A 14212-nucleotide genomic window follows, 5' to 3' on the forward strand; every position below is an offset into this window, starting at 1 on the left:
GCAATGTCAGTTATTGGTCGCATTCACTCCTTTGAATCCTGTGGCACCGTTGATGGCCCGGGCATCCGCTTTATTACCTTTTTCCAGGGCTGCCTGATGCGCTGCCTGTACTGCCATAACCGTGACACCTGGGATACCCACGGCGGCAAAGAAATCACCGTTGAAGAGTTAATGAAAGAGGTAGTGACCTATCGTCACTTTATGAATGCCTCCGGCGGCGGCGTCACGGCATCAGGCGGCGAAGCGATCCTGCAGGCGGAGTTTGTTCGCGACTGGTTCCGCGCCTGTAAAAAGGAAGGTATTCATACCTGTCTCGATACCAACGGCTTTGTCCGTCGCTACGATCCGGTTATCGACGAACTGCTGGAGGTGACTGACCTGGTCATGCTGGATCTTAAGCAGATGAACGATGAGATCCACCAGAACCTGGTCGGCGTTTCCAACCACCGCACCCTCGAGTTTGCCCAGTATCTGGCGAAAAAGAATATCAATGTCTGGATCCGCTACGTCGTGGTTCCGGGCTGGTCAGACGATGATGACTCCGCGCACCGCCTGGGCGAATTTACCCGCGATATGGGCAACGTCGAGAAAATTGAACTGCTGCCCTACCATGAGCTGGGCAAACACAAATGGGTAGCGATGGGCGAAGAGTACAAGCTGGACGGCGTTCATCCGCCGAAAAAAGAGACCATGGAGCGGGTGAAAGGCATTCTTGAGCAGTATGGTCACAAGGTGATGTACTAAGAGCCTCATCAGGGTCGGTGGTGCGCTTACGCCGGCCCGAAGCGACACTGGAAATCATTCCAGCCCCGCCGTTGATCCTCATGAAAAGCGCAATGCCGTCTCTCTGCAGTGGAAAACATGCGATAGAAACAGATGACGTGCAGCCTTCGCTGCACGTCAGAATGGTTATGCGTGCGCCACCGGCGTCGGATGATGCCCGGCTTTACGCAGCAGGGTCAGCAGATAGATAAACGACACGCTGGCGATCATGATAAACAGCAGATTGTCTGAGAAATTCTGCATCAGCATTGCTGTCAGGGTCGGGCCCAGCAGACTGCCGATGGTATAACTCATCAGCAGCGCCTGATTCATCGCCACCAGTTGGTGATGTTCGACTTTTTCGCAGGCCCAGGCCATCGCCACCGGATACAGCGTGAAACCGGATGCCCCAAGCACAAACAGCGCCGGGGCCATTGCCGCCTGACTCAGCATCGCCATACAGCCCAGAATGACCACAAAGACCTGCACCCGCAGCACCAGCAGACGGCCATAGCGGTCAGCCAGGCGCCCTACCGGCCACTGGCCGAGGATCCCCGCGCTCACCATCACCGCCATCCAGAAGCCTATGCCGGCGTCGCTCACACCCTGATGGTTCAGCCACAGCGGCATCAGGCCATACAGCGAACCGAGGACAATCCCCGAGATAATACAGCCATTGACCCCGTGGCGCGCCTGGCGCAGCTTCAGCATCGGCCAGATACGAACTGTTTCGTGCGGCTCTTCAGCCTGTCCCATAATACGGGTAAACAGCAGCGGCAGGATCGCCGCCAGCGCCAGGCCAGTCACCCACGGCAGGACGCTCATTAAATCGGTAGGTAACTTACTGACCATCAGCTGGCCCAGTACGGTACCGACATAATAGACCATCATGTACGCCGCCAGCAGACGGCCGCGGCTGCGGGAAGTCCCGCTGCAGACCAGCGCGCTTTCCACCACCACCCAAATCATCGCGCAGCCTACGCCGGCGATAAACCGCCAGCTCAGCCACGTCCAGAAGCCAACGGTGATCCCCAGCCCTACGCAGCCGACGGCGAAAATTAACGACGCGAGATAATAGCTGCGGTTAAACCCAAGGCGCTTAATCACCCAACCAGCCAGCAACGTACCGGCCAGGTTGCCGGTAAAATAGGATGACCCCACCATGCCGACCTGCCAGGTTGGCATATTTTCATGGGCGAGCCAGAGCGGGACGAGCGTATTCAGCACCGCTATCGCCAGGGTCAATAAAAGCAGGCCACAGAGCAGCATTTGCACTGGCCGGGTGTAGATGGTCATGGGTAAAAAACCGTGAGGAATGTTCAGATCGCGAGCGCATCATGCCACCGCTAAAAACATTGTCAATCCACCTGAAATCAGGCGTGATGCGGTTTTGCAGGCTACGATAGAAGTTTTTTATCCACAGAATGGGTAAAGGTGAGGCAACAGATAATACACTGTTGTTTTTCTTAATTTATTAATAAATGTCGACGTTGATTTCAGTTGAAAAATTTCATCTATCGACAGCACGTTTTCATCATGCCGGCGTATGACCGCCGGCATGATGACGCCGATTAACTGGCGATAGCCATCCCCACGGTCATATGCAGACCATAGAATACGCCGCGGCCAATCATCTCTCCCGCCAGCACCAGAACAAACGCCAGGCTAAGCAGCGAGACCGCCGGCTTGCGGCCGCGGATCTGCGGCACGCACCAGCAGGCCAGGGCCAGCGCCAGCAGCACCATACGCCAGGCCATAAGCAACCCGTAATCCGGCACCAGAGCGGAGGCCTGCTGGATTGAACTGTGAATAGTAGCGAGTTCACTCCCCTGCATCAGGACCACGACAATACTCGCCAGCAGCGCCAACAAAGTGACCACCGGCAGCAAGCGCAGCGCCCAGCCGTCAACGCCTGCCACGCGCAGCAGCAGGTAGCCCAGCAGCGGACCGCCGATAAACAGCGTCAGGAAGAAGCTCAGCGGCGTCCAGACGGTGTACCAGGTCGGCACCGTGTCGATGGTGTTGTATACCCTCACCATCATCCAGACGAAGATCACGCCCAGCACCATGGTGACTATCAGCCACAGGCTACGCAGGCCGGCAGGCAGTTTTTTACACACGGCCAGTAGCCAGCCAATCCCGCCGACGGCGAAGAAGATCGCCCCGCTGGCTATCTCATTACTCAGCGACGAGGCTCCCACGCGATTCAGCGAGTTAAAGGCCCGTAGCGGCGAACCGAGGTGCATTGTCGAGGCGATAAACCCGATCCCCATCAATACCCACAGGCCAAACATACTCCCAACCACGCGCTGCTCCTGCTCGCGAGAAAGATTGCCCGTCATCAGCGCCAGGGCCATGACGATAAACCCGCCCGCGACGCACTGGCCGAAGACAGTAAAGATCATCAGCGGCCATTCATGCCATCCGTTTCCCATCTCACACCTCCTTCGGATTTGCCAGGTAACCGGTGGTATCGCCACACGGCCGGGCATTGGCGTTAGGTTTAATAACGATACTCGGCCTGGTAAAGTGCGCCGACGGCAGCGGGGCTACCGCGGCCAGCTGGCCATGCTTAGCGCGCAGCTCGGCAATCGGCCCGAAATCAAGCGCCCGCAGCGGGCAGGACTCGACGCAGATTGGCTTTTTCCCCTCGGCGACGCGCTCATGGCAACCGTCGCACTTGGTCATGTGGCCCTTGTCGGCGTTGTACTGCGGGGCGCCGTACGGGCAGGCCATATGGCAGTAACGGCAGCCAATGCACACCTCTTCGTTGACCACGACAAAACCATCTTCACGCTTGTGCATTGCCCCGCTCGGACAGACCTTGGTGCAGGCCGGATCTTCGCAGTGGTTACAGGCGATGGAGAGGTAATAAGCAAAAACGTTCTGATTCCAGACACCGTTATCCTCCTGCCAGTCGCCACCGGCATACTCATAGATGCGGCGGAAGCTGACCTCCGGGGTCAGGTTCTTGTAATCCTTACAGGCCAGTTCGCAGGTCTTGCAACCGGTGCAACGGGCGGAATCAATAAAAAATCCATACTGAGTTGTCATCGGTTACTCCTTACAGCTTCTCAACCTGGACGAGGTTGGTATGCGACGGGTTCCCCTTCGCCAGCGGCGACGGACGCTGGGTGGTCAGCACGTTAATGCTGCCCGCCTGATCCACCCGTGAAGCGTCCGGGTTATACCAGGCCCCTTCCCCCAGCGCGACAACGCCCGGCATCATGCGCGGCGTCACCTTCGCTTCAATATGCACTTCTCCGCGGTCGTTGAAGATGCGAATGCGATCGCCGTTGGCAATGCCGCGTTGCTTCGCGTCGATCGGGTTAATCCACATCTCCTGCCGACAGGCGGCCTTCAGTACATCGACGTTGCCGTAAGTTGAGTGAACGCGCGATTTATAGTGGAAGCCGGTCAGCTGTAGCGGGTATTTCGCCGTCAATGGATCGTTGTAGTTTTCGAAGCCCGGGGTGTAGATCGGCAGTGGATCGATAACATCCCCTTCCGGGAGTTCCCAGGTAGCCGCGATTTTCGCCAGCGCCTGCGAGTAGATTTCGATCTTGCCCGACGGCGTGGTCAGCGGATTGGCCTGCGGATCCTCGCGGAAGGCTTTGTAGGCCACATGGTGTCCTTGCGGATCGCGCTGCTTATAAATGCCCTGCTGGCGGAAGGTGTCGAAATCTGGTAGGTCAGGAATCGCTTTCTGCGACTGTTCATACAGATGGCGCATCCAGCCTTCCTGGGTACGGCCTTCGGTAAACTGCTGCTCCACACCGAGGCGTTTTGCCAGCTCGGTGGTCATCTCATAGATGGTTTTGCATTCGAAACGCGGCTTGATGGCCTGATCGGCAAAGATGACGTAGGACATGTTGCCGCAGGAGGCATCCAGCGCGAAATCCATCTGCTCGGAGGCGGTGCAGTCCGGCAGCAGAATATCGGCGTATTTCGCGGACGAGGTCATATGGCAGTCGATGACTACGATCATCTCGCACTTCTTGTCGTCCTGCAGGATCTCATGGGTACGGTTGATCTCAGAATGCTGGTTAATCAGGCAATTGCCCGCATAGTTCCAGATCATTTTGATCGGCACGTCGAGCTTATCTTTGCCACGAACGCCGTCGCGCAGGGCGGTCATTTCCGGACCACGCTCGATAGCGTCGGTCCACATAAACATCGAGATACTGGTCTGAACCGGATTCTCCAGCGTCGGCATGCGCTCAAAGGGCAGGCTGTAAGAGCCCTCGCGCGCGCCGCTGTTGCCGCCGTTGATCCCGACGTTACCCGTCAGGATAGCGAGCATCGAGATAGCCCGGGTGGCGATTTCGCCGTTGGCGTGACGCTGCGGCCCCCAACCCTGGCTGATATAGGCCGGTTTGGCGGTGGCAATTTCGCGCGCCAGTTTAACAATGCGTTCGCGCGGAATACCGGTAATCGTCGAGGCCCACTCCGGCGTTTTGGCGATACCGTCCGTGCCCTGGCCAAGAATGTAAGCTTTGTAGTGACCATTGGCTGGCGCACCGGCGGGCAGCGTTTTCTCGTCGTATCCCACGCAGTATTTATCGAGGAACGGCTGATCGACCAGATTCTCGGTGATCATCACCCACGCCAGACCCGATACCAGCGCCGCATCGGTGCCGGGGCGAATCGGGATCCATTCATCTTCACGCCCGGCGCCGGTGTCGGTATAGCGCGGATCGATAATGATCATCCGGGCATTGGATTTCTGCCGCGCCTGCTCAAGGTAGTACGTCACCCCGCCGCCGCTCATCCGCGTTTCGCCGGGATTATTGCCGAACAGCACCACCAGCTGGCTGTTTTCAATATCCGATGGGCTATTGCCGTCGGCCCAGCCGCCGTAGGTATAATTGAGGCCCTCGGCAATCTGCGCCGAAGAGTAATCGCCATAGTGGTTCAGATAACCGCCGCAGCAGTTCATCAGACGGGCAATCAGCGTTTTTCCTGGCGGCCAGGAACGAGTCAGCGTGCCGCCGAGCGTACCGGTGCCGTAGTTCAGATAGATGGATTCGTTGCCGTATTCTTTAATCAGCCGCTGCATATTGCTGGCGATAGTATCGAACGCCTCTTCCCAGCTGATTTGCTCGAATTTCCCTTCCCCGCGTTTGCCAACGCGCTTCATCGGGTACTTCAGGCGATCCGGGTTATAGACGCGGCGGCGCATCGAACGCCCGCGCAGGCAGGCGCGGACCTGGTGCAAACCGTCATAGTTATCGTCACCGGTATTATCGGTTTCGACATATTTAATCGCGCCGTCCACCACGTGCATGCGCAGCGGGCAGCGGCTGCCGCAGTTGACGGTACAGGCACTCCAGACCACCTTCTCGTTGGCGGGTGCCGGCGTATCGGCGGCATGCGCCAGTCGGGTAAAGGGTAATGTTAGTGCGTTGCTGGCCAGCGCCAGGCCGCCTATTGCCGTGGTTTTCATCAGACCACGGCGGCTTACCTCAGCAGCCAGTAAAGCATCGGGGGCTTTAATTTTCATGGATACTCGCTTTGGTTGCTCACAATAAACTGACAAGCGCTATATAGTCATATATATATTGCTTTGAAATATTATTGGTTTTTTATGCTGATTTAATCCAAAGGGAGTATCACTGCATTCGTAGAATGGATTATTGCCCGGTATCAATAAGGGCGTAAAAAAAGCGCCCGCAGGCGCTTTTAAAAGAGAGGAAGAAAAAATTACCCGATATATTCGAGGCCACGCATATACGGGCGCAGAATTTCCGGGATCTCAATACGGCCATCGGCCTGCTGATAGTTTTCCATCAGCGCCACCAGGGTACGACCTACCGCCAGACCAGAACCATTCAGAGTATGAACGAGGCGAGTCTTCTTGTCGGACTTGCTGCGGCAGCGGGCCTGCATACGACGCGCCTGGAAATCCCAGACGTTAGAGCAGGAAGAGATTTCACGGTAGGTGTTCTGCGCCGGAACCCACACTTCCAGGTCGTAGGTTTTGCAGGCGCTGAAGCCCATATCGCCGGTGCACAGCGCGACCTTACGGTACGGCAGACCCAGCAGCTGCAGCACTTTCTCGGCGTGACCGGTCATCTCTTCCAGCGCGGCCATGGAGTCTTCCGGACGCACGATCTGCACCATTTCAACTTTGTCGAACTGGTGCATGCGGATCAGACCGCGGGTGTCGCGACCATAGGAACCGGCTTCAGAGCGGAAGCACGGCGTATGGGCGGTCATTTTGATCGGCAGGTCGTCTTCGTCGATGATTTCATCGCGTACCAGGTTGGTCAGCGGCACTTCCGCCGTCGGGATCAGCGCGTAGTTGCTGCTGTCGGCTTCTTCTTCCAGCGGACGAGTATGGAACAGGTCGCCAGCGAATTTCGGCAACTGGCCGGTGCCATACAGCGTGTCCTGGTTCACCAGGTACGGGACATAGTTTTCGCTATAGCCATGCTGTTCGGTGTGCAGATCCAGCATGAACTGCGCCAGGGCGCGGTGCAGACGGGCCAGCTGGCCTTTCATCACCACAAAACGCGAACCAGTCAGCTTAACGGCGGCGGCAAAATCCAGCCCCCCGTGCATTTCCCCCAGCGTCACGTGATCGCGCACTTCAAAATCGAACTGGCGCGGCGTGCCCCAGCGGCTGACTTCAACGTTGTCGTTTTCGTCACGGCCAACCGGCACATCATCATGAGGAATATTCGGGATCGCCAGCGCGATATCGCGAATTTCCGCCAGCAGCGTTTCCAGCTCGGACTTTGCAGCATCCAACTGTTCGCCGAGTTTGTTCACTTCCAGGCGTAATGGCTCGATGTCTTCCCCGCGCGCTTTCGCCTGGCCAATGGATTTCGATCGGGAGTTACGCTCCGCCTGCAGGTTTTCCGTTTGCACCTGCAGAACTTTACGACGCTCTTCAAGCGCGCGAAGTTTATCTACATCCAGCTTAAAGCCCCGGCGTGCCAGTTTTTCTGCGACTGCGTCTGGCTCGGTACGCAGCAGATTGGGATCGAGCATGCTTATCCTGTGCTTATCGAATTAAATAAAGAAAAGTGGCCGCAGACTACGACCACGGAAATAGAGTAATAACCTTACCGCAACGCCTCAATTAGCGGTAGCGTTTTATCGGGCTATTTTGATCCTGTTCAGCGAGCCAGGCGAGCTTTTCGCCAATTTTGCCCTCAAGCCCCCGGTTTGTCGGGTGATAATAGCGCGTTTGCGCCATTTCCTGCGGGAAGTACTGCTCGCCGGCGGCGTAGGCGTTGGGTTCGTCATGAGCGTAACGATACTCCTGTCCGTAACCCATCTCTTTCATCAGCTTCGTCGGCGCATTGCGCAGATGCACCGGAACGTCGTAGTCAGGACGATCCCGCGCGTCGGACAGCGCCGCTTTAAAGGCGGTGTAGACGGCGTTACTTTTCGGCGCGCAGGCCAGATAGACAATGGCCTGGGCAATCGCCCGTTCGCCTTCCGCCGGCCCGACGCGGGTAAAGCAATCCCACGCCGAAATGGCGACCTGCATCGCCCGTGGGTCGGCGTTGCCGACATCTTCCGAGGCTATCGCCAGACAGCGGCGGGCAACGTACAGCGGATCGCCGCCGGCGGTGATGATCCGCGCATACCAGTAAAGTGCCGCATCCGGCGCGCTACCGCGCACCGACTTATGCAGAGCAGAAATCAAATCGTAGAACCGGTCGCCTTTGTTATCAAAGCGCGCGCTGCGCTCGCCAGCGATCTCGGTCAGCAGTTCCGCCTTCAGCACCCGCTTGCCCGAGTCATCGCTCTCGGCCATATCAGCCATCATTTCCAGGGTATTCAGCGCCCGCCTCGCGTCGCCGTTCACCAGTTCGGCGATGGCCTTGCGGGTCTCTTCCGGCAGAATAATATCCTGCCCGCCGTAGCCGCGGGACTTATCGTTCATCGCCTGGTCAAGCACCCGCTCGATATCGTCGGTGGTCAGCGATTTCAGTAAGTAGACGCGGGCGCGGGAGAGCAGCGCTGAATTAAGCTCAAAGGAGGGGTTTTCGGTGGTCGCGCCAATAAAAGTGATGGTGCCGTCTTCAATATGGGGCAGAAAGGCATCCTGCTGGCTTTTATTAAAGCGATGCACTTCGTCAACAAACAGGATGGTCCGCCGGCCGGCGTTGCGATTTTGCCTCGCGCGCTCAATAGCCTCGCGAATCTCTTTCACCCCTGAGGTCACCGCCGAGATCCGTTCGACATCGGCGCTGGCGTAGCGGGCAATCACTTCCGCGAGGGTGGTCTTGCCGGTGCCCGGCGGCCCCCAGAGGATCATTGAATGCAGATGCCCGGCTTCAATCGCCCGCGGCAGGGGTTTACCCGGCGCCAGCAGATGCTGCTGGCCAATATACTGCGCTAAATTTTCTGGCCGCATGCGAGCGGCCAGAGGTTGAAACGCGTTGTCGGAAAAATCGAGCGACAGATTGCTCACTTTCGCCTCTACTTACGTTGATCGTCCACCGTCACCCCTTTCGGCGGCGTAAAGGTGAACTTAGATGCGTCGACGGCGCCGTTCTGCTGCGACTTCAGCTGATAGCTGCTGCGCTGGTCATCCTGCTCGACGGCGCTGAACTGATGGATGGTGCCGTCCCGACCGACGTTGATCGTGAACTGCTTCAGGTTACCGCTGCCGCTTTTCGGCGTCAGCACAAAATCATCGCCGTTTTGTTTGATATTGTACTGCTGCCAGTCACTGGACTGGTTGCGGGCAATCAGCATAAACGGCGTGTTGCTGGTAGCATCTTTCAGCCAGGTCGCCGTAGCCTGCTCAACGAACGGGTTGTAGAACCACAGCGTTTTGCCATCCGAGACAAGAACGCTTTCATCTGGCTGGGTCATATGCCAGTTAAACAGGTTCGGACGTTTTACCCACAGGTCGCCCTGTCCGTCCTGGACGGCGTTACCGCTGCCGTCGGTGACTTTCTGCGTGAAGCTGGCATGGAAACTGCTCACTTTATCAAGACGGCTTTTTAAGTCACTGGCCGCATCTGCCCAGACCTGGCTGACGACCATACCAGACAGTAATGCACAGGTGATTGCGAGTTTTTTCATTGTTATTCCTTAATGTGCGTCACTCCCGACGCGGGAGCCTCTTCTGTCCCTAATGTAGGACCGCCGACGGCGGCGGAACAGAAGAATTGGCTGATTTTGCGCTTATTTACCCAACTTTGCACTCATTCAAAGGGCGGCGGCGCCAGCACTTCGCGGTTACCGTTATGGCCCTGTTCGCTGACGATCCCCTGCGCTTCCATCTGTTCGATAATGCGTGCTGCACGGTTATAGCCAATGCGGAACTGACGCTGGACCCCGGAAATCGACGCTTTGCGCTTCTCAGTCACAAAACTGACCGCTTGATCGAACAGCGGGTCCAGCTCTTCACCACCGTCGAAACCACCGCCGCCGCCTTCGCTTTCGCTGTCGGAGGTAATACCATCGACGTACTGCGGACGGCCGCGGGCTTTCCAGTCCTGAACCACAGCGTGGACTTCCTGGTCGCGTACAAATGCCCCGTGGACGCGCACCGGCGTGGTAGAGTTCGGTCCGGAGTAAAGCATATCCCCCATACCCAGCAGCGATTCCGCGCCGCCCTGATCGAGAATGGTACGCGAGTCAATTTTACTCGACACGGTAAAGGCGATGCGCGTCGGAATGTTGGCCTTAATCAGGCCGGTAATAACATCTACCGACGGACGCTGCGTCGCCAGCACCAGGTGGATCCCCGCCGCACGCGCTTTTTGCGCCAGACGGGCAATCAGCTCTTCCACCTTCTTGCCGACGGTCATCATCAGGTCGGCGAACTCGTCCACCAGCACCACGATATACGGCAGTTTTTCCAGCACCGGATGTACGGCATCCATGCTGTCGCCCGGCTTCCAGTACGGATCCGGAATCGGACGCCCCATGCGCGCGGCCTCAGCGATCTTCTCGTTATAGCCCGCCAGGTTACGCACGCCCAGCGCTGACATCAGCTTGTAGCGGCGCTCCATCTCGTTGACGCTCCAGCGCAGCGCATTGGCGGCGTCTTTCATGTCGGTGACCACTTCCGTCAGCAGATGCGGAATACCTTCGTAGACCGACAGCTCGAGCATTTTCGGGTCGATCATGATGAAACGCACATCTTCCGGCTGCGCTTTGTAGAGCATGCTGAGGATCATGGCGTTCACACCGACTGACTTACCGGAACCGGTAGTACCGGCAACCAGCAGGTGCGGCATTTTCGCCAGGTCGGCTACCACCGGGTCGCCAGCGATATCTTTACCCAGCACCACGGTCAGCGGCGATGGGTTATCGCGGAACTTGGCGTTGTCGAGCACTTCACGCAGATAGACGGTCTGACGCTTTTTATTCGGCAGCTCAAGACCGACATACGGTTTACCCGGGATCACTTCCACCACGCGCACGGCAACCGTCGACAGCGAACGCGCCAGATCGCGTGACAGGTTAGAGATTCGCGCCGCTTTAACGCCAGGCGCCAGATTCAGTTCGAAGCGGGTGATCACCGGCCCCGGCGAGTAGTTCACCACATCCGCTTTAATGCGGAAATCGGCGAGTCGCGCTTCCACCAGTCGCGCCATCTGCTCGAGAGCAAAGGTATCCACCGGCTCGACTTCACTGGGCGGCGGCGTGAGCAGATCCAGCGACGGCAACGGCGTGGTCGGTCTTTGCAGCGGACGGCTATCGCCATTACGCATCAGCAGCGGGTGGATCAGGCTCTCCTGCGGCGCTGGCGCGGCAGGCTGATGCCCCTGCGGGGCAACCGGCTGTTGCTGCTGCACGGGCTGCGGTGCAGTCTGGTAAGGCTGCGGCGGCACTGGCTGAGGGTGTACCGGCTGGTGCTGCGCAGGTTGATAACCCTGCTGCGGAGCGGCGGCCGGTTGTTGATAGTGCAGGGCCGGTTGTTGCGGCTGGACTTCCGGCGTCGGCGTAAACAGCGGCTCGCTCGGCCCCTCATTGACCAGCGTTTTCATCGGCGAGAATTCATAATCCGCCGGCGAGAACGGATTAGCGCCCGGCGGCTGCTCAGCGGCGTAGCGCTGCTGCTGGGTGGCGGCAAACTGGCGCGCCAGCTCCGCTTCCGCCGCAGTGTCGGCGTCATCGTCATCAGTCGCGTTATCGTCTTCCCAGCGATGGCGATAGCGCTGCTGCTGGGTGGCGGCGAACTGGCGAGCCAGTTCATCCTGCTCCATAGCATCCGCTTCCTCATCCGAGAGCAGCTCATCGTCATAATGGGGGTCGCGCTCCGCCTGCCGCGCACGCTGTTCCGCCTCCCGTTGCGACGGTAGCTTGATGCCGTAAGAGGCCAGCTCCCGACGCGTCGGGACACGAACGCGGTTTGGTCGCGGTAGTTTTGGACCAATACCTTCTTTCACCTGGACCCGCGGTCCGCTGGATGCCGGGCTGAACAATGGCGCAGCCGCAGCGGATGCGGCTGTCGCCGAGGTTGCCGCCGCGCCGCCGCTGGCGGCCGTTGCCTGATGCACCCCTGCCGCGACCGCAGAGACCACGGTTGTCTCCACTGGCGGTTTGGACGAGGAGGCTGGCGGCGTCAGCGGTTTAGTGGCAATCGGACTTTCCGGCTCCGGAATTGGCTGATACCAGGAGGCCAGCAGCTCGCGTTCACGTGCCCGCTTCTCTTCGACTTCTTCGAAGTAATAGAGCGGTGGACGTTTCACCTCTTCCGGCGCAACCTCTGGTTCTGGCTCCGGTAACGGCACTGGCGCGCTTTGCGGCTGATACGCCTGCGGCGCAGGCTGAGCGGCATGCGGATCGTAAGTCGGCTGCTGATACGGCGCCGGCTCTGGCTGATACGCTTGCGGCGCAGGCTGAGCGGCATACGGATCGTAAGTCGGCTGCTGATATGGCGCCGGCTCTGGCTGATACCCTTGCGGCGCAGGCTGAGCGGCATACGGATCGTAAGTCGGCTGCTGATACGGCGCCGGCTCTGGCTGATACGCTTGCGGCGCAGGCTGAGCGGCATACGGATCGTAAGTCGGCTGCTGATACGGCGCCGGCTCTGGCTGATACGCCTGCGGCGCCGGCTGACCGGCATGCGGAGCATAAGCCGGCTGCTGATACGGCGCCGACTCTGGCTGGTACGCCTGCGGCGCCGGCTGAGCGGCATACGGATCGTAAGTCGGCTGCTGATACGGCGCCGGCTCTGGCTGATACGCCTGCGGCGCAGGCTGAGCAGCATGCGAAGCATAAGCCGGCTGCTGATACGGCGCCGGCTCTGGCTGGTACGCCTGCGGCGGGTAACCCGCTTCCGGCTGATAAGCAGGCGCAGCGCCCTGATGGCCAGCCGCGGATTCAGCCCACGCCTGTGGCGCGGCAGTGGCCGCCGCTGCTGCACCCACGGGCTCAGCGATACTATGACCATTCAGCAACGGATCGTAAGGGTCGAAATCGCCAGGGCGCGCGGCGCTGGCGCCGGAGAACAGCACATCATCCTCTGTGGGACGTGCCGCGCTGGCGCCGGAAAACAGGACATCGTCGGCGGCGACAGGCGCACCGCTGGCGCTGTATTGCACCGCCTCTTCACCGTCATCCATCCGTTTGCCGGAGAAAAGCGCCGCGTCGGTTTTACGCCCCATGGGGTTGGTAAACTTCTCGGCCAGACGCTTACGTCGCGCCAGCGCGCTGCGTAAAATACGGGCACGACGCGACTCCTGAGGGGTTGCCGCCTCTTCGTCGTCGTACTCTTCATCGTCGTCTTCGTATTCGCCTTCATCGACCCAGGTATCATCGCGACGGGTACGGTTGCTGGCAAAGGTGAGTACCGACAGGATCCCGCCGCCCAATTTTTCCGCAATGCTGACCCACGACCAACCGGTGAACAGCGTCAGGCCGGCCGCCCAGATGCATAACAGGGCGATGGTGCCGCCGCTGCTGTGCAGCAGCGGTTGCAGCGTGGTGCTCAGCAGGCTGCCGATCACTCCGCCCGAGGCAAAGTACCAGATATCATCGGCGTTAATGGCTGCCAGACCACAGGAGGTCAGGATCAGGGCTAACGCGCCAATGAGGCGCAGGGAAACGGCGAAATAATCAATGTATTCGTCGTTTTCCTGATGCCGCCAGGCAAACCAGCATCCGCCAATAATGATGACCGGGATGGTGTAGGCCATGACGCCAAAAATGAAAAAGAGGGTATCGGCAAGCCAGGCTCCAGGGGCGCCGCCTAAATTATGAATAGGCTCATGCCACGCCGTCTGCGACCAGCTTGGATCCGAGGGGTTAAAGCTCAGTAGTGCCGCCATCAGCCAGATGGCGAAGAGGGAGCAAAGGATGAGCATCGCCTCAAGGAGTCGGCGCCCGCTGCTGAGTTTGGTTAGTTTGACTTCTTTGTCTTCGGTGTATTCCTGGCTCAAGAAAGGCTCTCCAGGTATCAGGCTGTTTCCTGCCTGCTGCTAAAACGGACAACAGCGCCGGGTCTCCCCGGCACTGTTGCTGTATG

General features: G+C 58.8%; 9 protein-coding genes. 1 reads left to right on the forward strand and 8 read right to left on the reverse strand.

All coding sequences use genetic code 11. From position 1 onward, the window contains the following. The first annotated feature begins 3 nt into the window (after positions 1 to 3). Positions 4 to 744, forward strand: coding sequence for a pyruvate formate lyase 1-activating protein (pflA, locus tag CW267_RS03445; RefSeq protein WP_002898145.1), 741 nt, complete (start codon positions 4 to 6; stop codon positions 742 to 744). A 165-nt stretch (positions 745 to 909) separates the two neighbouring features. Here the strand turns inward: pflA and CW267_RS03450 are convergent, their stop codons facing one another. The 8 genes from CW267_RS03450 to ftsK all read right to left on the reverse strand — a co-directional run bounded on the left by CW267_RS03450 (position 910) and on the right by ftsK (position 14126). Then, on the reverse strand, positions 910 to 2058 hold the full coding sequence (locus tag CW267_RS03450) for an MFS transporter (protein ID WP_008805851.1): 1149 nt from the start codon (positions 2056 to 2058) through the stop codon (positions 910 to 912). A 275-nt stretch (positions 2059 to 2333) separates the two neighbouring features. Next, positions 2334 to 3197, reverse strand: a complete 864-nt coding sequence (locus CW267_RS03460) for a dimethyl sulfoxide reductase anchor subunit family protein (RefSeq protein WP_012968620.1) — start codon at positions 3195 to 3197, stop codon at positions 2334 to 2336. A gap of 1 nt (position 3198) precedes the next feature. Further along, positions 3199 to 3816: a DMSO/selenate family reductase complex B subunit gene (locus tag CW267_RS03465; RefSeq protein WP_004201375.1), complete on the reverse strand. Its 618-nt coding sequence runs from the start codon at positions 3814 to 3816 to the stop codon at positions 3199 to 3201. 10 nt (positions 3817 to 3826) lie between these two features. After that, complete coding sequence (gene dmsA, locus CW267_RS03470; RefSeq protein ID WP_049009696.1) at positions 3827 to 6265, reverse strand: dimethylsulfoxide reductase subunit A; 2439 nt, start codon at positions 6263 to 6265, stop codon at positions 3827 to 3829. Positions 6266 to 6465: 200 nt separating this feature from the next. Beyond that, positions 6466 to 7758 carry a serine--tRNA ligase gene (gene serS / locus CW267_RS03475; RefSeq protein WP_008805848.1) on the reverse strand — a complete coding sequence of 431 codons (1293 nt, stop codon included), beginning with the start codon at positions 7756 to 7758 and terminating at the stop codon, positions 6466 to 6468. Positions 7759 to 7849: 91 nt separating this feature from the next. Next, the gene (rarA, locus tag CW267_RS03480; RefSeq protein WP_012542326.1) at positions 7850 to 9193 is read right to left on the reverse strand and encodes a replication-associated recombination protein RarA; all 1344 of its coding nucleotides are present in this window, start codon (positions 9191 to 9193) and stop codon (positions 7850 to 7852) included. A gap of 8 nt (positions 9194 to 9201) precedes the next feature. Then, positions 9202 to 9813 (reverse strand): outer membrane lipoprotein chaperone LolA, encoded by a 612-nt coding sequence (lolA, locus tag CW267_RS03485; RefSeq protein ID WP_004201368.1) that lies wholly within the window; start codon positions 9811 to 9813, stop codon positions 9202 to 9204. 122 nt (positions 9814 to 9935) lie between these two features. After that, positions 9936 to 14126: a DNA translocase FtsK gene (ftsK, locus tag CW267_RS03490; protein ID WP_101148612.1), complete on the reverse strand. Its 4191-nt coding sequence runs from the start codon at positions 14124 to 14126 to the stop codon at positions 9936 to 9938. Between the last annotated feature and the right edge of the window lie 86 nt (positions 14127 to 14212).

This window comes from Klebsiella sp. X1-16S-Nf21 (assembly GCF_002837615.1).
Classification (GTDB): Bacteria; Pseudomonadota; Gammaproteobacteria; order Enterobacterales; family Enterobacteriaceae; genus Klebsiella; species Klebsiella variicola.

Bases quoted from the DNA above. Each gene is read 5' to 3' on its own strand.
- lolA (WP_004201368.1), bottom strand. From the start codon at position 9,813: ATGAAAAAACTCGCAATCACCTGTGCATTACTGTCTGGTATGGTCGTC.
- CW267_RS03465 (WP_004201375.1), bottom strand. From the start codon at position 3,816: ATGACAACTCAGTATGGATTTTTTATTGATTCCGCCCGTTGCACCGGT.
- CW267_RS03460 (WP_012968620.1), bottom strand. From the start codon at position 3,197: ATGGGAAACGGATGGCATGAATGGCCGCTGATGATCTTTACTGTCTTC.
- dmsA (WP_049009696.1), bottom strand. From the start codon at position 6,265: ATGAAAATTAAAGCCCCCGATGCTTTACTGGCTGCTGAGGTAAGCCGC.
- pflA (WP_002898145.1), top strand. From the start codon at position 4: ATGTCAGTTATTGGTCGCATTCACTCCTTTGAATCCTGTGGCACCGTT.
- serS (WP_008805848.1), bottom strand. From the start codon at position 7,758: ATGCTCGATCCCAATCTGCTGCGTACCGAGCCAGACGCAGTCGCAGAA.
- CW267_RS03450 (WP_008805851.1), bottom strand. From the start codon at position 2,058: ATGACCATCTACACCCGGCCAGTGCAAATGCTGCTCTGTGGCCTGCTT.